The sequence below is a fragment of the Metabacillus crassostreae genome (assembly GCF_016908395.1).
Taxonomy (GTDB): Bacteria; Bacillota; Bacilli; order Bacillales; family Bacillaceae; genus Metabacillus; species Metabacillus crassostreae.
Genome location: NZ_JAFBDU010000004.1, coordinates 1 through 23,429, shown reverse-complemented (window position 1 = coordinate 23,429; position 23,429 = coordinate 1). Strand labels below are relative to the sequence as shown.

22 protein-coding genes, 2 rRNA genes and 1 riboswitch are annotated in these 23,429 nt (G+C 36.5%); of the genes, 2 read left to right on the top strand and 22 right to left on the bottom strand.

The genetic code is table 11. The annotated features are described in order from the left end of the window. Positions 1-93: 93 nt before the first annotated feature. From pcrA to JOC75_RS13650, 6 genes are all read right to left on the bottom strand, one after another. Entirely contained in the window at positions 94-2,331 is a 2,238-nt protein-coding gene (gene pcrA / locus JOC75_RS13675; protein ID WP_204954603.1) for a DNA helicase PcrA, read from the bottom strand. An 85-nt stretch (positions 2,332-2,416) separates the two neighbouring features. Continuing rightward, the gene (gene pcrB, locus JOC75_RS13670) at positions 2,417-3,100 is read right to left on the bottom strand and encodes a heptaprenylglyceryl phosphate synthase (RefSeq protein ID WP_204954602.1); all 684 of its coding nucleotides are present in this window, start codon (positions 3,098-3,100) and stop codon (positions 2,417-2,419) included. 498 nt (positions 3,101-3,598) lie between these two features. After that, the gene (locus JOC75_RS13665) at positions 3,599-3,958 is read right to left on the bottom strand and encodes a DUF3888 domain-containing protein (protein ID WP_204954601.1); all 360 of its coding nucleotides are present in this window, start codon (positions 3,956-3,958) and stop codon (positions 3,599-3,601) included. Between the two features lie 360 nt (positions 3,959-4,318). Beyond that, positions 4,319-4,630, bottom strand: a complete 312-nt coding sequence (locus tag JOC75_RS13660) for a YerC/YecD family TrpR-related protein (protein WP_204954600.1) — start codon at positions 4,628-4,630, stop codon at positions 4,319-4,321. Positions 4,631-4,643: 13 nt separating this feature from the next. After that, positions 4,644-5,690: a DUF3048 domain-containing protein gene (locus JOC75_RS13655; protein WP_239589478.1), complete on the bottom strand. Its 1,047-nt coding sequence runs from the start codon at positions 5,688-5,690 to the stop codon at positions 4,644-4,646. Positions 5,691-5,727: 37 nt separating this feature from the next. Further along, positions 5,728-7,470: an adenine deaminase C-terminal domain-containing protein gene (locus JOC75_RS13650; protein WP_204954599.1), complete on the bottom strand. Its 1,743-nt coding sequence runs from the start codon at positions 7,468-7,470 to the stop codon at positions 5,728-5,730. Positions 7,471-7,583: 113 nt separating this feature from the next. Between JOC75_RS13650 and JOC75_RS13645 the strand changes: the two genes are divergently transcribed. Together JOC75_RS13645 and JOC75_RS24365 are read left to right on the top strand one after the other, a co-directional pair. Then, on the top strand, positions 7,584-7,865 hold the full coding sequence (locus JOC75_RS13645; RefSeq protein WP_239589477.1) for a YgaP family membrane protein: 282 nt from the start codon (positions 7,584-7,586) through the stop codon (positions 7,863-7,865). Positions 7,866-8,309: 444 nt separating this feature from the next. Further along, complete coding sequence (locus JOC75_RS24365; protein ID WP_338036586.1) at positions 8,310-8,414, top strand: EYxxD motif small membrane protein; 105 nt, start codon at positions 8,310-8,312, stop codon at positions 8,412-8,414. Here the strand turns inward: JOC75_RS24365 and purD are convergent. From purD to JOC75_RS13565, 16 genes are all read right to left on the bottom strand, one after another. Continuing rightward, positions 8,392-9,663: a phosphoribosylamine--glycine ligase gene (gene purD / locus JOC75_RS13640; RefSeq protein ID WP_204954598.1), complete on the bottom strand. Its 1,272-nt coding sequence runs from the start codon at positions 9,661-9,663 to the stop codon at positions 8,392-8,394. The genes JOC75_RS24365 and purD overlap by 23 nt on opposite strands. Before the next feature lie 15 nt (positions 9,664-9,678). Beyond that, a complete protein-coding gene (gene purH, locus JOC75_RS13635; protein WP_204954597.1) occupies positions 9,679-11,217 on the bottom strand; it encodes a bifunctional phosphoribosylaminoimidazolecarboxamide formyltransferase/IMP cyclohydrolase in 1,539 nt (512 codons plus the stop codon). A gap of 19 nt (positions 11,218-11,236) precedes the next feature. Next, positions 11,237-11,803: a phosphoribosylglycinamide formyltransferase gene (purN, locus tag JOC75_RS13630; RefSeq protein WP_204954596.1), complete on the bottom strand. Its 567-nt coding sequence runs from the start codon at positions 11,801-11,803 to the stop codon at positions 11,237-11,239. Next, the gene (gene purM / locus JOC75_RS13625) at positions 11,800-12,840 is read right to left on the bottom strand and encodes a phosphoribosylformylglycinamidine cyclo-ligase (RefSeq protein ID WP_204954595.1); all 1,041 of its coding nucleotides are present in this window, start codon (positions 12,838-12,840) and stop codon (positions 11,800-11,802) included. The genes purN and purM overlap by 4 nt, the downstream gene beginning before the upstream one ends. A 128-nt stretch (positions 12,841-12,968) precedes the next feature. Beyond that, positions 12,969-14,381 carry an amidophosphoribosyltransferase gene (gene purF / locus JOC75_RS13620; RefSeq protein ID WP_204954594.1) on the bottom strand — a complete coding sequence of 471 codons (1,413 nt, stop codon included), beginning with the start codon at positions 14,379-14,381 and terminating at the stop codon, positions 12,969-12,971. Further along, positions 14,357-16,585: a phosphoribosylformylglycinamidine synthase subunit PurL gene (gene purL / locus JOC75_RS13615; RefSeq protein WP_204954593.1), complete on the bottom strand. Its 2,229-nt coding sequence runs from the start codon at positions 16,583-16,585 to the stop codon at positions 14,357-14,359. The genes purF and purL overlap by 25 nt, the downstream gene beginning before the upstream one ends. After that, entirely contained in the window at positions 16,569-17,252 is a 684-nt protein-coding gene (purQ, locus tag JOC75_RS13610) for a phosphoribosylformylglycinamidine synthase subunit PurQ (protein ID WP_204954592.1), read from the bottom strand. The genes purL and purQ overlap by 17 nt, the downstream gene beginning before the upstream one ends. After that, positions 17,249-17,503, bottom strand: a complete 255-nt coding sequence (gene purS, locus JOC75_RS13605; RefSeq protein ID WP_204954591.1) for a phosphoribosylformylglycinamidine synthase subunit PurS — start codon at positions 17,501-17,503, stop codon at positions 17,249-17,251. Before purS ends, purQ begins: the two co-directional genes overlap by 4 nt. Then, positions 17,491-18,222 (bottom strand): phosphoribosylaminoimidazolesuccinocarboxamide synthase, encoded by a 732-nt coding sequence (gene purC, locus JOC75_RS13600; protein WP_204954590.1) that lies wholly within the window; start codon positions 18,220-18,222, stop codon positions 17,491-17,493. Before purC ends, purS begins: the two co-directional genes overlap by 13 nt. A gap of 127 nt (positions 18,223-18,349) precedes the next feature. Continuing rightward, positions 18,350-19,642, bottom strand: coding sequence for an adenylosuccinate lyase (purB, locus tag JOC75_RS13595; protein WP_204954589.1), 1,293 nt, complete (start codon positions 19,640-19,642; stop codon positions 18,350-18,352). 15 nt (positions 19,643-19,657) lie between these two features. Beyond that, positions 19,658-20,785 carry a 5-(carboxyamino)imidazole ribonucleotide synthase gene (purK, locus tag JOC75_RS13590; RefSeq protein WP_204954588.1) on the bottom strand — a complete coding sequence of 376 codons (1,128 nt, stop codon included), beginning with the start codon at positions 20,783-20,785 and terminating at the stop codon, positions 19,658-19,660. Continuing rightward, on the bottom strand, positions 20,772-21,260 hold the full coding sequence (purE, locus tag JOC75_RS13585) for a 5-(carboxyamino)imidazole ribonucleotide mutase (RefSeq protein ID WP_146950345.1): 489 nt from the start codon (positions 21,258-21,260) through the stop codon (positions 20,772-20,774). The genes purK and purE overlap by 14 nt, the downstream gene beginning before the upstream one ends. 118 nt (positions 21,261-21,378) lie before the next feature. Next, a riboswitch (purine riboswitch) is annotated at positions 21,379-21,480 on the bottom strand. A gap of 86 nt (positions 21,481-21,566) precedes the next feature. Continuing rightward, a complete protein-coding gene (locus tag JOC75_RS13580) occupies positions 21,567-21,767 on the bottom strand; it encodes an NETI motif-containing protein (RefSeq protein WP_204954587.1) in 201 nt (66 codons plus the stop codon). A 300-nt stretch (positions 21,768-22,067) separates the two neighbouring features. Beyond that, the gene (fosM, locus tag JOC75_RS13575) at positions 22,068-22,490 is read right to left on the bottom strand and encodes a FosM family fosfomycin resistance protein (RefSeq protein WP_204954586.1); all 423 of its coding nucleotides are present in this window, start codon (positions 22,488-22,490) and stop codon (positions 22,068-22,070) included. A gap of 340 nt (positions 22,491-22,830) precedes the next feature. Beyond that, positions 22,831-22,946: ribosomal RNA gene (gene rrf / locus JOC75_RS13570) — 5S ribosomal RNA — on the bottom strand. Positions 22,947-23,293: 347 nt separating this feature from the next. Then, positions 23,294-23,429, bottom strand: a 23S ribosomal RNA gene (locus JOC75_RS13565); the annotation flags it as partial.

Here is a 23,429-nt window from a genome sequence, read left to right as displayed (position 1 = left end):
GTCCAACCCTTTCTACTGAGCTTAATTTTGCTTATACATAGGTTCAATATAACCACCATTCTTATATACGAATGATGGTTATATTAGGTTCTATTAAACTTTAGAAATTGGAGCAAATTTTGCAAGTAGTCTCTTTATACCAACTGGACTTGGAAAGGCAATATCTAGCTCTTTACCTTCTCCAGCTCCTTTAACACTTACAACTGTTCCCGTACCCCATTTTTTGTGTGCCGCTTTATCGCCAACTGCCCAACCAATTTCATCTCCACCAGTTGATGCAGCAATTGGTCTTGAAACAGGCGGACGTTTTTCAGACGTTCGTGATGAACTGAAAGGTGATGAGGTAGACTGCCTAGATTGCTTAGCAGCAGCTTTTACTTTTTCATTTAAATTCTCAATTAACTCACTAGGAATTTCAGAAATAAAGCGAGACTCTGGGTTCATGCTTGTCCGACCAAAGAGTGTACGCATTTGTGCATTTGTAATAAACAGATCTTTTTCAGCTCTAGTTATTCCAACATAAGCAAGACGACGTTCTTCCTCCATCTCATCTTCTTCCATTAATGAACGACTATGAGGGAAAACACCCTCCTCAAGCCCAATTAAGAAGACAACGGGAAACTCCAGACCTTTAGCAGAGTGAAGAGTCATTAATACAACAGAATCCTTTTGCTCTTGATCATCTTCCTCTAGCTTGTCTATATCTGCTACAAGTGCTAAGTCAGTTAAAAAGGCAATTAGACTTTTGTCATCATTTGTTTTCTCAAACGACTGTGTCACAGACAAGAACTCATCAATATTCTCTAATCTACTTTGTGCTTCTAGTGTTTTTTCCTGCTTAAGCATTTCACGATAGCCTGACTTTTCAATAATCTCTTCTGCAAGCTCTGTTACTGATAAATAGTCCTGCATATTTACTAAGTTATTAATCATTTCTCTAAACTCAATAATGGCATTTGTTACTTTAGCACTTACACCAATTTGCTCAATTTCATATAATGCACTGAAAAGAGATAAATCATTATTTATAGCATAGTTCGCGATTTTATCAAAAGAAGTGGAACCAACTCCACGCTTTGGTACATTGATTACTCTTGTTAAACTAATGTCATCATCTGGATTTGATATTAATCTTAAATAAGCAAGCAAGTCCTTAATCTCTTTACGATCATAGAACTTAATACCGCCGACAATTGTATAATTCAAATTAGATTTAAGAAGAACTTCCTCTATAATACGAGATTGTGCATTCGTACGATAAAGAATCGCAATTTCGGAAAGCTTCTTTTCACCCGAATCAACAAGCTGCTTGATTTTACCTGCAACAAATTGACCTTCAGCTGATTCACTGTCAGCTCGATAATAAGTAATTTTTGCACCCTGCTGATTTTCAGTCCAAAGCTTCTTCGGCTTACGATTGGAATTATTTTTTATTACTTCATTTGCAGCTTGTAAAATTAATTTCGTTGATCGATAATTTTGTTCAAGTAAAATTACACTAGCGTTCGGGTAATCCTTCTCAAACGAAAGAATATTTGCAATATCCGCACCACGCCAGCGATAAATTGACTGATCTGAATCCCCAACAACACATAGATTCTTAAAGCGTGCAGCTAATAGTTTTACAAGCATATATTGCGCTCTATTCGTATCCTGATACTCATCAACATGAATAAACTGAAATTTTCGTTGATAAGATTCAAGGACTTCAGGAACAGTTTGGAACAATTGAATTGTCTTCATAATAAGATCATCAAAATCTAATGATTGATTTTTACGAAGCTTTTTTTGGTATTCTCTATAAACATCACTCACCATTTGCTCATAATGACTACTAGCCGATTTATCATATTCTTCTGGTGTAATTAGTTCGTTTTTTGCACTACTAATAGAACCTAGCATACCTCTAGGATCATATTTTTTAGGATCAAGATTTTTCTCTTTGAGTACTGTTTTTATGACAGACAATTGATCTGTCGTATCAAGAATGGAAAAGTTACGATTAATACCCATTCTGTCACTATCTCGACGCAATATTCTTACACACATTGAGTGAAATGTTGAAATCCATATATCATCAGCACCAGGTCCAAGGATAGCCTGAATTCTTTCTTTCATTTCTCTTGCCGCTTTATTTGTAAAAGTAATCGCAAGGATATTCCAAGGAGCTACTTGTTTTTCTGTCATTAAATAAGCAATTCGATGTGTCAAAACACGGGTTTTTCCACTACCGGCACCAGCCATTAATAATAATGGTCCATCGGTTGTTTTTACTGCCTTTTGTTGCATGTCATTCAAACCTGAAAGCAATTGATTTGATAGGAATTGCAACTTCTCCACCACCTTAATCAAACGTATGTTCTATAATTGATTTTACCCTTTATCTAATCTATGTTCAATGTTTTACCATAAAATTCTATTTTACAGCTGCTACGGTTTGTAAAGCAGCTTTCAAATCCGTGTAAATTACATTTCCTACTACCACTACATCAGCATGCTCTGCAAAGCTTTTTGCTTCATCAGCAGACGATATTCCTCCACCATAAAATAGCTTAGTATTTGATAATACCTTTTTAGTTTCTTTCACAACATCTAAATCTCCTAATTTTCCACTGTATTCTAAATAGAAGATTGGTAAATGAAACATGTTTTCTGCGACACGGGCATAAGCTTTAACATCTTCTATTGATAGATCTGTTGCGGCTTCTGTTAGCTTTGCAGCTTTACAGTCAGGATTTAATATGCAATAGCCTTCAACTACAATTTCATCCCAGTTCATAATTTCTCCATATTCTTTAACAGCTTCTTGGTGTAAATTGATCAGCCATTTTGTACTGTTACTATTCATGACGGATGGGATAAAGTATAAATCAAAGCCTGGAAGAATAGATTCTACAGTTGAAACCTCTAAAACACAAGGTATTAGATAGCGTCTGATTCTAGCCATTAAGTTTAACACATTATCTTCTGTAATATTGTCACTTCCACCAACAAGAATGGCATCTGTGCCAGATTCACATACTTTTTCTAGGTCTTCGTCACTGATTTCTTTATCGGGATCGAGTTTAAAGACATGCTTCCACTCGTTAATATCATACATTGCTGGACTCCTCCATTCAAAAACATCCAATCTTTATTATAGCAAATTACTAGTAGGCACAAAAACTTAAATAGAGATGTATTAAATGGATAATTTGCTAAGTTTGGTCATTGTAGTAGAAGGTAAAGTTTTATGAGCAAACAATCTATTACTTTACAACCAAAAGCAGGCTTACTTTTTTTAGCTCGCTTAAATTTGCCTGTTGATTTCCGTTGCAGGTGTTCGCTTTCCGCGGGCGGTCCGGGAGCCTCCTCAGTGCTTTGCACTTGCGGGGTCTCCCTCTGACTCGCATTCCCGCAGGAGTCTCACACCTTCCACTACAATCAACATAGTGCTGAGATAGAGTTTTAAGTATTCAATATATAAAATTATTCACAACTTTTTACAACGTATTGAGGTTAATAAGATACAAATTCAACGACGCACATATGTTTAACCAAGAAAAAAGAATTACTATTACTTTCTTAATTTTTAATAGTAACAACTTGGTATTAATAACTATTTATATTTTTGATGTTTATAACTCGTAACACTTACACCTGAAGGTACAACTTCTAGAGTTAATGTATCCTCTCCAATATAGTTGTGTGCTTTCTCAAAGGGGAATATTTTTATAACTACTGTAAAACTAAAGACTCTACCAGTCTGTGTTCGTTCTATGCTAATTATTTCTGTATCATAAAGAGCATATTGAGTAAGTTCTCCATAATAACCAACTACAGCATTGTCTATATGTGTAGTTAGTGTGGTAAGAAATGCATCAGGAAGTAGATATTTATCATTTTCCGCTTTCAAACTAATTGGTGAAAGTAATATTAAGCTTATTACCATTAAAGAAATAACAAGACACTTTTTCATTTGTTATCCACCTTGTCTTTTTCTTTCTAATATCTCAACTACAAATAACAGATATGCAACTGACTTTTATTTGAGCTATTCTTCAAAGATTGTAACTTAGTAAAGTACACTATAGTGGAATGTAGCGGAAGACACTTGACTCCTGCGGGCGCAGAGGAAAGCAAGTGTCTGCAGCGAAATGAAACGGATTTATTTCTATCTAATACCAACTTATTAAGTTTGCTAACACTTTAAATGTTTCACAACCCCTGTACCAATACAATACTTGTTATTTAAAATTTTAAATAACAATAAAAAAGAAGCATTATCAACCTAATGCTCCTTGCTCCCTCTATATAAACTCACACCAACATGAGCTTTCTATTCTTCTTCAACTTCCTTTTCCCCATGAACTCGCTCTAGTGCCATTGTGTAAGCATCATTACCATAATTCAAACAACGCTTCACACGAGAAATCGTTGCTGTACTAGCACCTGTTTCTGTTTCGATTTTATGATACGTAAACCCTTCACGCAGCATTCTAGCAACCTCAAGTCTTTGAGCTAAAGATTGAATCTCATTGACTGTACAAAGATCATCAAAAAAACGATAGCATTCCTCTAAATCTTTTAAAGACAAAACAGATTGAAAAAGCTGATCTAGTTCTTTGCCACGTAGCTTTTCTATTTGCATATTCATTCTCCTTTTAATTTTGCGATTGTGATATAAATGATTTCGATAAATCAGGAACAATATTGATCCACGTTCTACCCGGAGCTAGCTTCACAACTTCTCCGTCTTTAACAGGAACGATTCGTCCATCGTGGTTTTCCCATTGTATTTCCTGTTTTGTTCCATTTTGAAGGAGAATTGCATTTCCTCCAGAAGTTAAATTAAGTCCTCTTCTACCATAATCATCTATAATTCTGTGTTCCATCTCAACAACGAACACATTTGCTAATGTAACAGGTTCTCCACTTTCCAAATCTACCGATTGTTCATTACCACTATAACGGATATAGGCTTGCTCAGCTTGATTATACTCGTAAGTTGCTTGCCATGTAGCGGAGTTGTCATATTTTATGACAAACTTGTTCAGAGCTTCTCCTTGTACCTTTTCCACATCTTCTTCAGAAAGAAACTCAAAAGGCTCAACTTCTGCAGTTACTTCATAACCTAATTGATCTGCACCCTTTAAAATGTTTTCTTTTGAAATATATGAATTATGTGGTGCTTTACGGTGATCTGCTCTCCAAAACAGAGTGCCATCATAAAACAGACCATTTATATAGTCTGCTTCTCCAGCTTCAAGCATCTCTTTTGCATCTGGGCTCCATCCATGACTAACATATAAAGAATTAAAACCTTTACTTAAGTCAATATAATAATCCCTTGCACTTCTAACAGGTCCTATAATATCTGGTATTTCACTTTGAAATACCGCTAAAAATCTTGTTATATTACCCTCTGCAAGAACTTCATACACAATATCAGCTTTGTATAAACCTGATTGTGGTCTTGCGCTAGGATGATTATTAATCATTACCGCTACAGGACGTTGAGTCAGCTCTTGTTCCTCTGCTTCTAACCCTGTTAGAGGAAATGAAACGCTTTCTTCAACTTCAACTGCTACCGGTTCTTCCTTCACTTGAACTGGTTCTTTTTCTTTAGTGGAGGTCTTTTCCTCATCATTACTACATGCACTCACTATGAGCATAGAAAGAATAATAAATGATAATTTTCCCTTAAACAAATTAACACAACCTTATCGTTTTTTCCACTTTTATATTTTAACGCATTATCGATGGAAAGAGTACCGTTTTTTTCATCACATCAAAAATACCTCTTGGTGTAATTCTTATATATGGTAGATGTGTTGATGATAAAAACAACAAAGAATAAACCGGATCATCAAATGTATAGCCTCGTTCAATTAAGAGTGCGTTCAATTCTTTCTGCTTGTGAATCACATCTGTAAGCTTGTCATTTGATGCACTTCCATTTAAATGCAATGGCATTTCAAAGATCACTTCATCATTTTCAGTTAGAACCATCCCACCACCGATTTCTTTCATCCGACGAAAAGCTGATACCATTTCCTTTTTATTTTTACCGATAATAATGACATCACCAGTTGTTGAATAGGAGCTTGCAAAGCCTTGCACTTTATTGGCAAAGCCTTTAATAAAGGTGTTGATTCTCCATTCACCATTTCGATCAATAAGAGCTAAAAAGCTTTCATCATGTTGATACGATAGGTCATTTGCAGATCCATCAATTGTAATCGAGTATGGTTCCATGATGACCGCATTTCTCATTTTCATACCTAAAGGCATAGAAAACTGTAAATCATCTATTGTTAGCTCCCAATTTATATCGGCCTTCTGTAGCCCATAATCTCCCCAATTAATTTCTTGTTTTACTTCTATCTTTTCATTATCTTTACGAAGCCATGCTCCTTTAGACATAACACTTATTGGATCAGGTTGATCAATGCTTGATAAAATATTTAGTGTTGCCACTTTTCCAGGAGCTATTGCACCAATTTGGTCGTCAATTTGATAATATTTTGCCAAGTTAAATGAACTCATATTATACGCATCTATAGAAGGCACATTACATTCTAATGCAATATCTATACAACGATTAATCATTCCTTCTTCATAAAAAGAAGGAGTTGCTCCATCTGTTGTGTAATACAAAAAATCATAAGTTGCTAACCCTTCATTCTCAAGTTCCTTTAATAATTTTTCTAAATCAGGACGTATAGAGGAATGTCTTAAAGCAGCTGTATAGCCCATTTTCAACCGCTTAATCACATCTTTACCTGTCATTGATTCGTGATCACTATCTACACCGAAAAGCTTCATCTTCGTTAATGTATTCTCTGAAGCTCCAGGGAAATGTCCTTCCATTCTTTTTCCCTTTCTCTTTGTTTCTTGTAACCAGTATAATAGCCAATCATCTCCATCGGCCAGCTTTGGCCATCCTGTTAATTCTCCACCTTGTAAAACAGAGTCATGTTCTAGCCATTTCTTCACAAAGTCATGGGAAAGTACTTTTTCTTCTGAATGGACTTCTGTTTGTAAATCGAAGCGTGCCCACCAATAATAATGGAAATGTTGCTTCTCTAAATCATCGATTAAAGTAAGCGCTTTCTTTTTCTGGCATTGTAAAAGTAAAAAAAGATTATCACTAATTAATGTTGTTGTCCCTGTTTGTGACACATAACTTGCTAAAGTATGGGGATTATATAATTGAAATGGATGAGCATGTGGTTCAATATATCCTGGTACTACGACTTTTGTTGAGCAATCTATTACCTCAGTATTCGTCGTGATTTCAGGCAAATTGTTCCCAACATAAATAATACGATCTTCTAAGATCCAAATATTTGCTTTAATCCATTGTCGTAAATAAGAGTTCAAATATGTTGCGTTTTTCAATACAACAGTTGGTGCTATTTTATTTGCTAAAACATCAATTTGTTTTCGTATTGTACTGTTTTTCCATCTGAATTTTTTTTCGGGCATAGTAAACCCTCCATTTGTAGTTTGTAGCTTATTACTATGTTAACATATGGAAATTATTAACGCATTAACGTTTTATTGCATTTTCATGACAAATTTCTGGGAGGATTGTAATAATGATTAGACCAAACATTGGAATTGTTAACGCATTAATCAGAATCACATGTGGACTTTCACTACTATCTTGGGCTACATCCAAGTATTGCAAAAAGCCTTGGAGAGATTCATATATCATCGTGATCGTTCTTGCTGCAATGAAAGTTGGCGAAGGAATCCTCCGCTTCTGTCCGATCACATATATATTCGAAAACAACACAGAAACATTTTTTGTAGATGAAGACGATGAGTATGAAGATGAGGACGAGGAAGAATTTGAAGAGTCATACAATCCTTCTTAATAATAGAAGCACAAGCACCTTAAACAGCCCCGACAAGCAGGAAAAATCGCTCTTTGAATAGCTGGCTCCCTAAGCTATTTGTTTATTTTTCCCTTAAGTTGGAGCTAGGCACTATGTACTGAAATTTCATACTTTCTTATCCAATAAAAAAACGGGCCTGGTTAACACCAGCCCCTTTTCTTTATAAATGATAAATATTATTGAAAGTAGAGAATCTACTATCATTTAATTCAATTCTTATTTTTATTAATTAGAAAAACAAAAAACTTTTTAGGTTGCTAGTAACGGAAGGTGCGAGACTCCTGCAGGAATAGTGGGATAGGTGAGACCCCACAGGCGTTTACGCCGAGGAGGCTCACCGCCCACCCTGCGGAAAGCGAGCATCCTGCAGCGGCTAGCAACCTACACCATACAAATTCAAAACCAAATTATGGAGGTATTACTATGTTTCTAGAATATTTAACAGATATGTCATTCATTTTTATTGCGCTAATCGGCGGGATTGTCGCATTATGCTTTGCTTATATTAAGAAGAAACGCCGGACTTAATTGCCTTGTTGCCGATATCTTTACGATAAAAAAGAGCAGGACAAGCAATTTGATCGACTAGCTTATAAGCCTGTTCTTGTGCATCACTAATTGTTTCACCGTATCCTGATACAACTAAAACGCGACCACCATTATTAACAAACTGATCATTCACTTTTTTTGTTCCAGCATGAAAGATAACGGCATCGTCTGCTTTTTCTGTTAACTTTCCAATTGGTTGACCTTTTTCATAATCATTAGGATAACCCTGTGAAGCTAGAACAACACCTAAAACAGCTTTTGAAGACCATTTAAGTTCAACTGGCTGATCATTAAGAATGGCTAAAAGTGATTCAACTAAATCAGACTCAAGTCTTGGTAATACTACCTGTGTTTCAGGATCACCAAATCTTGCATTAAATTCAATAACCTTTGGTCCTTCTGACGTTAAGATAAGACCCGCATATAAAATGCCTGTGAAGTAGCGTCCTTCACTGATAAGAGCTTTTGCAGCTGGTTTTAAGATGGTTTCAACAGCTGTTTGGACCACAGTCTCAGAAATTTGTGGAACTGGAGAATATGCACCCATTCCTCCAGTGTTTGGTCCTTCATCATTGTCATATGCACGCTTATGATCTTGCGCTATAACCATTGGGTAGACTTTTTCACCTTTAACAAATGCCATTAATGAAAATTCTTCACCAGCAAGAAATTCTTCGATAACAACTGAGCTTGATGCATCACCGAATTTTTCATTTTCTAGCATGTCTGTGACACTTTCTAATGCTACATCAAGAGTTTCAGCAACGGTTACACCCTTACCAGCAGCTAATCCGTCAGCTTTGATAACAATTGGTGCACCTTTTTCATTAATATATCCTTTTGCCTGCTCAACATCTGTGAATGTTTGGTAGTCAGCAGTTGGGATATTGTATTTAATCATTAATTCTTTTGCAAAGTTTTTACTTCCTTCAATAAGAGCAGCCTCTTTTGTTGGTCCAAATACTTTAAGGCCAGCTTCTTCAAAGTCGTTGACAATCCCGTTTAACAAAGGTACTTCAGGTCCGACGATTGTTAAACCAATTTCTTCTTTCAATGCAAAAGCTAATAAAGCTTCATTATCATTTTCACTAATGTCTACTCTTGTTGCAAATTCATTCATTCCATCATTTCCTGGAGCAACGAATACTTCCTCTACAAGCTTACTTTGTGCGGCTTTCCAAACAAGTGCATGCTCACGTCCGCCCTGTCCTATAATCAGTACTTTCATGCTTTACACCTCTTCTTAATGTTTAAAATGACGTACTCCTGTAAAGACCATTGTAATTCCATATTCATCAGCCATACGAATAGAATCTTCATCACGAATTGATCCACCTGGTTGAATAATAGCTGTAACCCCAGCTTTAGCAGCCGCTTCAACTGTATCACTCATAGGGAAAAATGCGTCAGAGCCTAATGCACTACCTTGTGCTTTTTCACCAGCTTGCTCAATCGCAATTTTCGCCGCGCCAACACGATTCATTTGACCAGCACCAACACCAACTGTCATTTCATCTTTTGCTAGTACAATTGCATTTGACTTAACATGCTTAACAACCTTCCAAGCTAGCTTAAGATCCTTCCACTCATCTTCTGAAGGCTCGCGTTTTGTTGGAATGGTTACTTCTACATCATCAAGTGAAAGTGTATCCTCATCTTGTACTAGTAAACCACCGTGAACTGATTGAAGCTGCATATCTGCCTTAGAAGCTGCCGTTACATCAATTGTTAACAAACGAAGATTTTTCTTGCTTGTTAAAATACCTAATGCTTCTTGGCTAAATGATGGAGCAATAACGATTTCTAAGAAAATTTCATGAAGCTTGTGAGCTGTTTCGGCATCAACCTCATGATTAACAGCAACAATTCCGCCAAAAATAGACGTTGGATCTGCAGCATAACAACGAGTAAATGCTTCAAATACTGATGTACCAACACCAACTCCACATGGATTCATATGCTTAACAGCAACTGCTGCTGGTTCATTAAATTCACGAACAATTTGTAATGCAGCATCTGCGTCTTTGATATTGTTAAAGGAAAGCTCTTTTCCATGAAGCTGTTTTGCATTTGCAATTGATGCTACTGGAACAAATGGCTTTTGATAGAACGTTGCTTTTTGATGAGGATTTTCACCATAACGTAGAGATTGCTTTTTCTCAAACGTATATGTAACTGTTTCTGGATCTTCTTCACCAATTTTATTTGTTAAAAATTCAGCAATTAAAGCGTCATATGCAGCTGTATGTCTAAATACCTTTGCTGCTAAACGTTGCTTTTGAGTTAATGAAACTTCTCCAGAAGCTTTTAATTCTTCTAAAACTGCACTGTAATCTTGAGGATCAACAAGAACTGTTACATCTTCATGATTTTTTGCAGCAGAGCGAAGCATTGAAGGCCCACCGATATCAATGTTCTCAATTGCATCCTGGAACTCAACATCAGGCTTTGAAATCGTTTCTTTAAATGGATAAAGATTCACAACAACCAAGTCTATTGTTTCAATGTTGTTTTCTTTTAATTGATCCATATGACTAGGATTGTTACGAACAGCTAATAATCCACCATGAATATTAGGGTGTAGTGTTTTCACACGTCCGTCCATAATTTCTGGGAATCCAGTTACTTCAGAAATACCGATTACGTTTAATCCGTTTTCCTCAAGTAATGATTTCGTCCCACCAGTTGAGATAACCTCAACACCTAAATCGATTAACTCTTTTACAAAAGGAACTAGATTTTCTTTATTAGACACACTAACAAGCGCACGTTTCACTGACATATTTTTTCCACCTCTAGCTTTATTTTGACACCAATTCTTTAATAACCTTAGGGTATAACATATGTTCAACTTTATGGATCTTCTTAGCTATAGCTTCTATTGTATCTTCAGCTTCAATCTCAATTGCTTTTTGGGCAATAATCGGGCCTGTGTCCATTCCTGCATCAACAAAATGAACCGTAACACCTGTTACCTTTACACCAGCTTGAAATGCTTGTCCTATAGCATCTTTCCCAGGAAATGCAGGCAATAAGGAAGGATGAATATTGACAATTCTATTTACGTAGGCGTTTAAAAGAGTATCACCAATTAACCGCATATACCCAGCTAAAATCACAAAATCAATCTTGTTGTTTTCTAAAACAGACAAGATTGCCTGTTCGTAATCTGCTTTTGTTTCGTATTCTTTAGGAATAAAGCAATATGCAGGAACATTGACTGATTGAGCTCTCTCAATCACACCAGCCTGTGGTTTATCACTAACAACAAGACTAATCTCTGCATCTGTTTCACCAAGCTTTATCGAATCAAAAATTGCTTGAAAATTGCTGCCATTTCCTGATGCAAAAATAGCTAGTTTTTTCATGCAATCGAGCCTCCACCAAATGTCACACCAGTACCCTTTGTCACACGGCCAATTATATAAGCCTTCTCACCATTTTCCTCTAATTGTCCAATAACATCATGTAAAAGCTCTTCTTTAACCGCAAGAACAAAACCGATTCCCATATTAAAGACATTAAATAGATCTTCACCTTTTAGCTGTCCTTGTTCTTTTAAGAAATCAAAAATCTTCGGAATTGGCCATGAACCATAATCGATTTCAGCACCTGTTCCTTCTGGTAACATTCTTGGGATGTTTTCAATAAAACCGCCACCAGTAATATGTGCCATACCATCAACTTGATATTTTTTAATTACATCAAGAACTGGTTTAACATAAATTCTCGTTGGTGTGAGTAGCACTTCACCTAACGTTTCAGTAAAAGGCTCATATACTTTTTGTAAATCAAGCTTTTGATCTTCTAATAAAACTTTACGCACTAATGAGAAACCATTGCTATGAATACCACTTGATGAAAGGCCAATTAATACATGACCTGGCTCAATATTTTGTCCTGTTACAATATTGTCTTTTTCAACAACACCTACAGAAAATCCTGCCACATCATATTCATCTTCTTCATATAGCCCAGGCATTTCAGCCGTTTCACCACCAACTAAAGCACAACCAGATTGCTCACAACCATCAGCAATTCCTTTAACGATTTGCTCAATTTTCTCAGGGATTGCTTTACCTAACGCTAAATAATCTAAGAAAAATAATGGTTCAGCGCCTTGAGCTAATATATCATTGACACACATAGCAACAGCATCAACACCTATGGAATCATGCTTGTCAGCCATAAAAGCAAGCTTTAACTTCGTCCCGACACCATCTGTACCAGACACAAGTACTGGCTTCTTATAATTTAACTCACTTAAATCAAACATTCCACCAAAACCGCCAAGACCACCCATTACACCTAAACGCATTGTTTTTTCAACATGCTTCTTCATTCTTGAAACAGCTTCATAGCCTGCTTCAATGTCGACACCAGCTTGCTTATAAACGTCAGACATGCCTGCTTCCTCCTTAAGAAACCTTAGTAAATAGAACAAACTCTCATCTAATGTAGAACAGGAATCGAAATATCGATTCCTATCAATTTTTTATTATTGTAAAAACATTTTGGCTTACGCTTTTCTATTTAAGCTTTTTCGTGCGGTAAAACTGTATCTGGATAAATTTCAGTAGGATAACGACCTGTGAAGCATGCTAAGCATTGTCCTTTGAATTCACCTTCATATGGACGACCAATTCCTTCTAATAATCCCTCTACACTTAAAAAGGCAAGACTGTCTGCACCGATAAGCTCACGAATTTCTTCTATTGAATGATTTGATGCAATTAATTCTTCATGTGTTGATGTATCAATTCCGTAAAAGCAAGGATTTGCAATAGGTGGTGAACTAATACGAACGTGAACCTCTTTAGCACCTGCATCGCGAAGCATTGTTACGATTCGTTTACTTGTTGTTCCACGGACAATTGAGTCATCAACCATAACAACACGTTTTCCTTCTACAACACCACGAACAGCTGAAAGCTTCATTTTCACACCTTGTTCACGTAATTCTTGTGAAGGCTGGATAAACGTTCTGCCAACATAACGGTTTTTGATTAATCCCAGCTCATATGGAATGCCTGTTAATTCAGCAAATCCAATCGCAGCAGAAATACTTGAATCAGGTACACCTGTCACAACATCAGCAGCAACCTCAGATTCAACGGCTAAACGTTTGCCTAAGTTTTTACGTGCTGTATGAACATTAATTCCATCAATATTGCTATCTGGACGAGAGAAATAGATGTATTCCATACTACAAATTGAACGATTAATATTCATTGAAAAACGCTCAGAGCGAATTCCTTCGTCATTAATAATTAATAATTCACCTGGTTGAACATCTCTTTCATATTTTGCTCCAACTACATCAAATGCACATGTTTCAGAAGCAATCACATAAGCATCTCCCAAAACTCCGATAGACAATGGGCGTAGTCCATTAGGATCTAGCGCAACCATCATTTCCGTTTCTGTCATGATTAAAAAAGCATATGCTCCTTTAATGACTGTTAATGCACTTTTCACAGCTTCCTTCATATCTTGATAGCCACTTCTTCTGATAAGATGTGCTAACACCTCAGTATCTGAAGTTGTTTGGAAAATACTTCCCTGGCTCTCAAGCTGATGCTTAAGCTGTGTTGCATTCACAAGATTACCGTTATGAGCAAGCGCTAAGCCACCACTATGTGATTTAAAGAAAAGGGGCTGAACATTTTCATAACCGCCCCCACCTGCCGTTGCATAACGAACATGACCAATAGCTGCCTTACCTGATAATTCATTTAGTCTTCCATTAGCGAAAACCTCTGAAATCAGACCTAGACCTTTTGCACTTGTTAATTTTTCACCATCAGTTGTAACAATCCCTGCACCTTCTTGACCTCTATGCTGTAGACTGTGTAAGCCATAATACGTAATTTGAGCAGCGTCTTTATGACCCCAAATTCCGAAGACACCACATTCTTCATTTAATCCTTTGATTTCAGTAAGCACGGGATAGCCCCTTTCCATGCAGCCTTAAGTTCTTCTACAGATGCATCTACAAGAGTTTCATTGTTTGTGTTTTTAATAACAAGCTTATTAGAATCAGTTACTTCACCAATACATACAGCATCTACTAATTGTTCAAATGCTTGTTGGTTTTCTTTTTTCACTGAAATGATAAAACGAGTTTGTGATTCACTGAATAGTGCTGCTGTTGCATCACCAGTAAGTGTCACTTCAGCTCCTAAGTTTTTACCACCAAATAATGGCTCAGCTAGTGCAACAGCTACTCCACCTTCTGAAACATCATGTGCTGATGCTACAGTTTTTGCATGAATCGCTGATAATAGCTGATCTAATGTTTTTCTTTCTTTTGCTAAATCAAGCTCTGGAGATTGACCAAAGATTTTACCGTACGTAAGCTTTTGTAGCTCACTACCACCGAACTCAGGCTTTGTTTCACCGATTAAATAGATAAGATCTCCAGCTTCTTTAAAGTCTTGCGTTGTAATATAATCTGTATCTTCAATTAAACCAACCATACCGATTACAGGTGTTGGGTAAATTGCTGTTCCGTTTGTTTCATTGTATAAAGATACGTTTCCACCAATAACTGGTGTATCTAACACGCGACAAGCTTCACTAATACCATCTGCTGATTTTTCAATTTGCCAGAAAATTTCAGGCTTTTCAGGATTACCAAAGTTTAAGTTATCTGTAATCGCAAGTGGTGTTGCACCTGAACATACAATATTACGAGCAGCCTCTGCTACAGCAATTTGCCCACCAACCTCTGGATCTAAATAAAGATAACGAGAGTTACAGTCAGTTGTCATAGCTAAAGCTTTCTTTGTATCACGGATACGAACAACGGCAGCATCTGAACCTGGTGCAACAACTGTGTTTGTGCGAACCATATAATCATACTGATCGTAAACCCATTCTTTACTTGCAATTGTTGGTTGCTTTAATAGATTAATAAGTGTTTCTTTATAGTTATCTACTGAAATAGGTGCTACGTTCATTTGTTGGAACTCTTCATAGTACGCAGGTACTTTTGAAGGCTTATGATAAACAGGTGCTTCTTCAGCTAACGCGTCAACTGGAAGCTCACATACTACTTCACCTTTATGGAAAAGACGAAGCATTTTGTCGTCTGTTACTTTCCCAACTGATACTGCTTCTAAATCATATTTCTCGAAAAGGTCAACGATTTCTTGCTCTCTGCCTTTTTCAATAACAAGTAGCATTCTTTCTTGAGATTCAGAAAGCATCATTTCATAAGGAGTCATTCCTGATTCACGTTGTGGAATAAGATCAAGGTCCATTTCTATACCAGAACCAGCTTTACTTGCCATCTCTGCTGATGAACTTGTTAATCCAGCTGCTCCCATGTCTTGGATTCCAACTAACGCATCATTTTTAATAACTTCCAAGCAAGCTTCTAATAAAAGCTTCTCCATAAATGGATCTCCAACCTGTACCGCTGAACGATCTGCACCAGAATCGTCAGTTAACTCTTCAGAAGAGAATGTTGCACCATGAATTCCATCACGACCAGTTCTGGCACCAACATACATAACTGTGTTGCCAACACCTTTTGCTTGGCCTTTTTTAATGTCTTCATGATTAATCAACCCTACGCACATAGCGTTAACAAGAGGATTTCCTTCATAAGAATCATCAAATTGAATTTCTCCACCTACTGTAGGAATTCCGATACAGTTACCGTACCCAGCAATCCCAGCAACAACCTCTTCAAACAAATACTTCACACGTGGAGATTTTAGTTCTCCAAAGCGTAAAGAATTTAAAATAGCAATAGGTCTTGCTCCCATTGAGAATACATCACGGATAATCCCACCAACACCAGTTGCAGCACCTTGGTATGGCTCAATAGCTGAAGGGTGGTTGTGACTTTCAATTTTGAAAACAACCGCTTGATTGTCACCAATATCGACAATCCCCGCTCCTTCTCCAGGTCCTTGTAGAACCTTTTCACCTGTAACAGGAAATTTCTTTAAAATAGGCTTAGAGTTTTTATAACTACAGTGCTCAGACCACATAACAGAGAAAATACCGATTTCTGTGTAATTTGGTAAACGACCAATAATTTTTTCAATCAGAGCAAACTCGTCATCACTTACACCCATTTGTCTGTAAACTTTTTCATCTTTAATCATCTGGTTAGTTGGTTCAAGCAGTAGTGACATGAGATTCCCTCCAGTTTTTCACGATCGATTGAAATAATTTTAATCCGTCAGCACTTCCAAGTAATTCATCAACTGCACGCTCAGGATGTGGCATCATCCCTAATACATTTCCGCGCTCATTTGTAATTCCAGCAATATCTACTAAACTGCCATTTGGATTTTCTTCGTACGTAAACACAATTTGATTGTTTTCTTTAAGCGTTTGAAGTGTTTCTTCATCACAATAATAATTCCCTTCTCCATGTGCGATAGGAACTGAGATGATCTCATCCTTATCATAAGCTGAAGTAAAGGCAGTGTTATTATTTGCAACCTTTAAATGAACTGGTCTACACATAAACTTTAAATTTTCGTTTCTTTTCATAGCACCCGGAAGTAATCCTACTTCTAATAAAATCTGGAATCCATTACACACACCAAGAACTGGCTTACCAGCTTCAGCTGCTTTAACTACTTCCTTCATTACGTTTGAGAAACGAGCAATAGCTCCAGAGCGTAAGTAATCTCCATATGAAAATCCACCTGGTAAAAGAATGCCGTCAAATTGGCTTAAATCTGTTTCATCATGCCAAACATATTCTACTTCTTCACCAAGCTCATCTTTAATCGCATGATACATATCTACATCACAGTTAGACCCAGGGAAAACGATCACAGCGAATTTCACTTTGTGACAACCTCCTGTACCTCATAGCTAAAGTCTTCAATCACTGTATTAGCAAGTAGTTTTTCACACATTTCACGAACAGCTACATCTAAATCACGATCAGATTTCTCAATCGTTAATTCCATATATTTACCGATACGAACGTCTTGCACTTCATTATAAGACATACTGTGTAAAGCACTCTTAACAGCTGTTCCTTGTGGATCTAATACACTTTCTCTTAACGTGACATAAACTTTTACTTTGTACATGTTGATTGTCCTCCAAGTCTAGTTAAAATAACTTCATATGCATCTGTTAAACTGCCAATATCTCTTCTAAAAACATCTTTATCAAATTTTTCGTTTGTATTGATATCCCATAAACGACATGTGTCTGGTGAAACTTCATCAGCTAAAATAATGGTTCCATCCTCAGTGATTCCGAACTCAAGCTTAAAATCAATTAAGCGAACATCACAAGCTTGAAAATGTGCTTTTAGCACGTCATTTACTTTTCTAGCAAGTGTTTTTAAGGTTTCTACTTGCTCAGGTGTTGCTACTTCTAAAAGTGCAATATGATCCTCAGTAAGTAACGGATCACCTAATTCATCATCTTTATAGTAAAACTCAACAAGTGGGTTTTTAATTTCTGTTCCCTCTTCAATGCCAGTCCGTTTAGAAAGACTTCCTGCTACAACATTTCTCACAACAACTTCAAGTGGGATAATGGTTACTGATTTCACAAGCTGCTCTGTTTCAGATAATCTTTTTACAAAGTGATTTTCAATATTGTTTGCTGTAAGCTTTTCAAAAATCAATGTCGAAATCTCATTGTTTAGACGACCCTTACCAGTAATTTCTTCCTTTTTCACACCATTAAACGCTGTAGCAGAATCTTTATAAGAAACTAGTAAAATATTAGGCTCATTTGTTTTATAAATACGCTTTGCTTTTCCTTCGTATAGTAATTCAAGCTTTTCTGTGTTCATAAAAGCCCTCCTAAACAGAATTTTGGGAACATTCACTGTAAAAATGATGATACTGTTACATTTTCTAACCAAGTTTTTTGATCAAATAGATAGCAAGGGGCTATCTTAGACCCTTGCTATTTCTGTTTTAAAGACCTAGACGTTCAAAAATTGCGTCTACACCTTTTAGATGGTAGTTATAATCAAAGCAATCTTCTATTTTTTCAGCAGATAAGCGAGAAGTGATTTTCTCTTCGCCTTCAACAAGTCCACGGAATGGAACTTGCTTTTCCCAAGCTTCCATCGCTTTTGGTTGAACAAGATCATAAGCCTCTTCTCTTGTCATACCTGTATCGATTAAAGCAAGTAACACACGTTGTGAGTAAATCAACCCTTGTGTACGATCCATATTACGCTTCATATTTTCAGGAAATACTGTTAAGTTTTTCACGATGTTTCCAAAACGATTTAACATATAGTTAAGAGCAATCGTAGCATCTGGTAAGATAATACGCTCAGCAGATGAATGTGAGATATCTCTTTCATGCCATAATGGAACATTTTCATAAGCTGTTAACATATAGCCACGAATCACACGTGCAAGACCTGTCATGTTTTCAGAGCCGATAGGGTTCCGTTTATGCGGCATTGCAGAAGATCCTTTTTGACCTTTAGCAAATGCTTCTTCCACTTCACGAGTTTCACTTTTTTGCAATCCACGAATTTCTACAGCAAACTTTTCGATAGATGTTGCAACTAATGCGATAGCTGCCATATATTCTGCATGACGATCACGTTGTAATGTTTGAGTTGAAATTGGTGCTGGTTGTGTACCTAATTTTTCACAAACATATTTTTCAACAAAAGGATCGATGTTTGCATATGTTCCAACTGCTCCAGAAATTTTCCCAAACTCTACGCCAGTTGCTGCACGCTTGAAACGATCTAAATTACGCTTCATTTCTTCATACCAAAGACCAAGCTTTAAACCAAAAGTAGTAGGCTCTGCATGAACACCATGAGTACGGCCCATCATCACTGTATATTTATGTTCTTGAGCTTTTTCTTTTAAAATTTGCACAAAGTTCTCAATATCTTTTAATAGAATGTCATTTGCTTGCTTTAATAAATAAGAAAGAGCTGTGTCTACTACATCTGTTGACGTTAATCCGTAATGTACCCATTTACGCTCTTCTCCAAGAGTTTCAGAAACTGCTCTAGTAAATGCAACAACATCATGACGAGTTTCTAATTCAATTTCATTAATACGATCCACATCAAATGATGCATTTTTACGAAGAAGTGCAACATCCTCTTTAGGAATAACACCTAACTCTGCCCATGCCTCACATGCTAGAATTTCAACCTCTAACCATGCTTTGAATTTGTTTTCTTCTGTCCAAATTGCACCCATTTCTGGTCTAGTATAACGCTCAATCATTGATTTGCCTCCGTCCTATTTTAAACCCCAAATTTGATCAATCTGTTTTAATTCTTCTTCTATATCGTCACTCATAATCGTGATATGCCCCATCTTACGCTTAGCAATTGGCTCTTTCTTACCATAAAGATGAAGCTTAGATCTTTCTAATAAGTAAAGATGTTCATTAACCACCGATAAATCGTCACCTAACAAATTCACCATCACACCACTTTTTCTTAATGTAGTATGACCCAATGGTAGATTACAAATTGCACGAACATGCTGTTCAAACTGATCTGTTTCACATAAATCAATCGAATAATGACCCGAATTATGAGGACGTGGAGCTAATTCATTAATATAAAGCTCCCCAGTCTCCGTTAAGAACATTTCAACTGCTAGTGTCCCTACTAATTCAAAGCTATGTGAAAGCTTAATTGCTAGCTTTTCAGCGTTAGAAATAACCTCTTCTTCAACACGAGCTGGTACAATACTTTGATATAAAATATTGTCTTTATGAATATTTTCAGCTACCGGAAATGTTTTTGTCTCACCACTAACAGATCTTGTCACAATAACTGAAATTTCTTTTTCAAAAGGAACCCATTTTTCTAAAATACACGTTCCTTGGTTAAGTAATTGGTTTGCTTCTACTAAATCTTGCTCTGAACGGAGAACAACTTGACCTTTACCATCATAGCCACCTCTGCACGTTTTAAGCACACTTGGGTATTGAAGAAGCTCTACAGCGTCATTTAATTCAGCTTCTTTATGAACAATTCGGTAAGGAGCTACTTCACAGCCAGCATTTACGATGGCAGCCTTCTCAGTTTCACGATCCTGAGTTAATAATAATAAAGAGCTTTTTTGAGGAAGATATGCATGCTCCTCTAACCATTTCAGTGCTGTATAATCTATATTTTCAAATTCGTATGTGATCACATCACTTACGCTCGCTAATTTTTTTATAGCAGCTAAATCATCGTAACTCGCAGTAATCTCTATATCTGCTAGTTGACCACAAGGACAATCCTCTGTTGGATCTAGCACAGCAATCTTATAACCTAGCTGTCTAGCAGCAATCGCCATCATCCGGCCTAATTGACCGCCACCAATGATTCCTATTGTTTGACCAGGTAGAATTTGCTTATTCAAGCTCATCACTACTTTCTAGTACCTTTACACGTAGCTCGTTTCTTCTATTATCTAATACAGCTGCTAATTGCTCATCAAACGCTGAGAGAAATTGTGCTGCTAACAAGCCTGCATTTGTAGCACCTGCCTTACCAATTGCTACAGTTGCAACTGGTACACCACCAGGCATCTGAACAATGGAAAGCAATGAATCCATACCATTTAATGCTTTTGACTGAACAGGTATTCCGATAACTGGTAACGTCGTTTTTGCTGCAACCATTCCTGGTAAATGTGCTGCACCACCCGCACCAGCAACAATAACCTTTAAGCCTCTATCTCTAGCAGTCTCAGCATATTCAAACATATAATCAGGAGTACGATGAGCAGAAACTACCTTTTTTTCATAAGGAACATTTAATTCATCAAGTATGTCACAAGTATGCTTCATTGTTTCCCAATCAGATGTACTTCCCATAATAACTCCAACAACCGGATCCAATCTATTCCCCACCTTTTACATATCTTCATCCTATAAAAATAGCCCGATACCTAACTTTCTCATAAAAAAAGAGAAAGCTAGTATATCGGGCTCGGATCTAACTAAATACCGAATCGTTTATACTTACACTTTCCCTCATAGTCCGATGATTTACGGTCAGCGGGTAGAAACTTCTGGGCCATATTCCCAATTTTATATGAGGTTACCGTTAATTAATTATTTACATGTTTTATATTAACAATGAAGCTATTCGATGTCAACGTAAAATCGAACGATTTATTTAATATATAATTTAATGTTCGTCTTTTACACTAACTTCCCTTCAAAAACGATCTTTCTACCACACGGTACATGTTCTACCATATTTTCTCTCATTTCTTCCTTGAAAATCGGCTGCTCCGTTCTTCTCACAGGAAAATAGCCCTCATCACTCATTCTTTGCAAGCAATCATCAATTGTTTCATTTTCTTCAACAATAAATTTCTTCTTACTTGGTTTCCTTGTCATCTTTTCTACTCCCTTTATCTGATCCTGATTATGTATAAATCATTATAGAATTCCCTTGCTATTAATAATATGTAGATAGTTGTCTTCACTTTAGTTTATATAGAGTAACAATTACTACCCTCAAAATCAACAACATCTGACAAATTCCCTTGTGCTTTTCTACGAAATAAATTTAGTATTTGATTGTTGCTTGTTTTTTATACTTTAAGTTAGTAGAATTGAAATCATTTCATTACGCTCCACTATAGTGTTAACAAGCAACAGAAGGAATAATGAAGTATAGCACCTTGTACGATAACCTCAATTATAAAATTGCATATGAGTTTTTTCATTTTGATAATAATCTAATCGATCCTGTAAAGTACCAGTATGAAACTCAAACTTATGTCCATCTAAATCAGTGAAATATATAGATTTCTTATCTCGTTTATCTCTCTCACGACCTGATAATATATTCACCTTTAATTCAACCAATTTGTTATAAATAGCTGTAAAATCCTTATCTTCAATCGTGAATGCTAAATGAGTGTAAGAATGTTTAATCTCATTACGTGGAATATCACTTTCCTCATTAAGAGCAAGCCATAATCCGTTTAAATCAAAATAAGCAGTTGACACTCCCTTAACTAATAGCTTTGCATCAAAAACCTCTTTATAAAATTCGATCGATTTATCTAAATCAGATACGGAATATAATAAATGATTAATACCTTTAACTTTCATCTGTGCACCTACTTTTTTTGTTTGTTATTTTCTAGAAGAAAAATATAGAGTATATAGTTTTATAAATTCATTATTATTAACTTACTATATTAATTCTTTTTTACAAACAAAAAAGACCAGTATTTCTACTGACCTTTCTATTCTATATGTGATGTTTTCTATAATAAGAGAAATGACATTCATGTTTATCACATAACATGCTCGAATTTCGGCATGTTATGTTTTTAGTCTCTACCTTTATACATAATCTCGTTCTAGCTTAATCAATAGTATGATCTCTCTTGACCTTTTTCACGCACAAAAAAAGACCAGTATCTCTACTGATCTCTTTTCATTCTTTACTTGGCGACGTCCTACTCTCACAGGGGGAAACCCCCAACTACCATCGGCGCTGAAGAGCTTAACTTCCGTGTTCGGCATGGGAACGGGTGTGACCTCTTCGCCATCATCACCAAATAAATGGTTTACGGCTTCCGATGAACTTCACATTTCTGCGTCATCGATGCTCGTCAACATCCTCACGTACTAAAAGTACGCTCCGGTGTCTCCTCTATCGATTCCTTGAACTGTTCGTTCCTCGAAACCCTTTTACTCTTTACAGAGTCTTCGGGAATATTATATTCCTTCAAAACTAGATAACGATTGTACAATTCAATTCAACTAAGTTTTCGCTCTTATTTTGTCCAGCTACAGAAGCCAAATCCTACGGTAATTTCACTCTCTCGGACGAAGTCAAAGAACAACTTCTACTCGATCGCTCCAATTCCCTATGGATTTAAGCGGGCTTCTTCCGCTTTTCTATTTAGGTTAAGTCCTCGATCGATTAGTATCTGTCAGCTCCACACGTCACCGCGCTTCCACCTCAGACCTATCAACCTGATCATCTTTCAGGGATCTTACTAGCTTACGCTATGGGAAATCTCATCTTGAGGGGGGCTT

What these genes read in the sequence shown, in the direction of transcription:
- JOC75_RS13660 (WP_204954600.1), bottom strand. Translation starts at nt 4,630, where the DNA reads ATGCAAATAGAAAAGCTACGTGGCAAAGAACTAGATCAGCTTTTTCAA.
- purN (WP_204954596.1), bottom strand. Translation starts at nt 11,803, where the DNA reads ATGAAAAAACTAGCTATTTTTGCATCAGGAAATGGCAGCAATTTTCAA.
- fosM (WP_204954586.1), bottom strand. Translation starts at nt 22,490, where the DNA reads ATGAAAGTTAAAGGTATTAATCATTTATTATATTCCGTATCTGATTTA.
- purB (WP_204954589.1), bottom strand. Translation starts at nt 19,642, where the DNA reads ATGATTGAGCGTTATACTAGACCAGAAATGGGTGCAATTTGGACAGAA.
- purC (WP_204954590.1), bottom strand. Translation starts at nt 18,222, where the DNA reads ATGAACACAGAAAAGCTTGAATTACTATACGAAGGAAAAGCAAAGCGT.
- JOC75_RS24365 (WP_338036586.1), top strand. Translation starts at nt 8,310, where the DNA reads ATGTTTCTAGAATATTTAACAGATATGTCATTCATTTTTATTGCGCTA.
- purS (WP_204954591.1), bottom strand. Translation starts at nt 17,503, where the DNA reads ATGTACAAAGTAAAAGTTTATGTCACGTTAAGAGAAAGTGTATTAGAT.
- JOC75_RS13580 (WP_204954587.1), bottom strand. Translation starts at nt 21,767, where the DNA reads ATGACAAGGAAACCAAGTAAGAAGAAATTTATTGTTGAAGAAAATGAA.
- pcrB (WP_204954602.1), bottom strand. Translation starts at nt 3,100, where the DNA reads ATGTATGATATTAACGAGTGGAAGCATGTCTTTAAACTCGATCCCGAT.
- JOC75_RS13650 (WP_204954599.1), bottom strand. Translation starts at nt 7,470, where the DNA reads ATGCCCGAAAAAAAATTCAGATGGAAAAACAGTACAATACGAAAACAA.
- JOC75_RS13645 (WP_239589477.1), top strand. Translation starts at nt 7,584, where the DNA reads ATGATTAGACCAAACATTGGAATTGTTAACGCATTAATCAGAATCACA.
- purD (WP_204954598.1), bottom strand. Translation starts at nt 9,663, where the DNA reads ATGAAAGTACTGATTATAGGACAGGGCGGACGTGAGCATGCACTTGTT.
- JOC75_RS13665 (WP_204954601.1), bottom strand. Translation starts at nt 3,958, where the DNA reads ATGAAAAAGTGTCTTGTTATTTCTTTAATGGTAATAAGCTTAATATTA.
- purK (WP_204954588.1), bottom strand. Translation starts at nt 20,785, where the DNA reads ATGAGCTTGAATAAGCAAATTCTACCTGGTCAAACAATAGGAATCATT.
- purM (WP_204954595.1), bottom strand. Translation starts at nt 12,840, where the DNA reads ATGTCTGACGTTTATAAGCAAGCTGGTGTCGACATTGAAGCAGGCTAT.
- purH (WP_204954597.1), bottom strand. Translation starts at nt 11,217, where the DNA reads ATGTCAGTGAAACGTGCGCTTGTTAGTGTGTCTAATAAAGAAAATCTA.
- purL (WP_204954593.1), bottom strand. Translation starts at nt 16,585, where the DNA reads ATGTCACTACTGCTTGAACCAACTAACCAGATGATTAAAGATGAAAAA.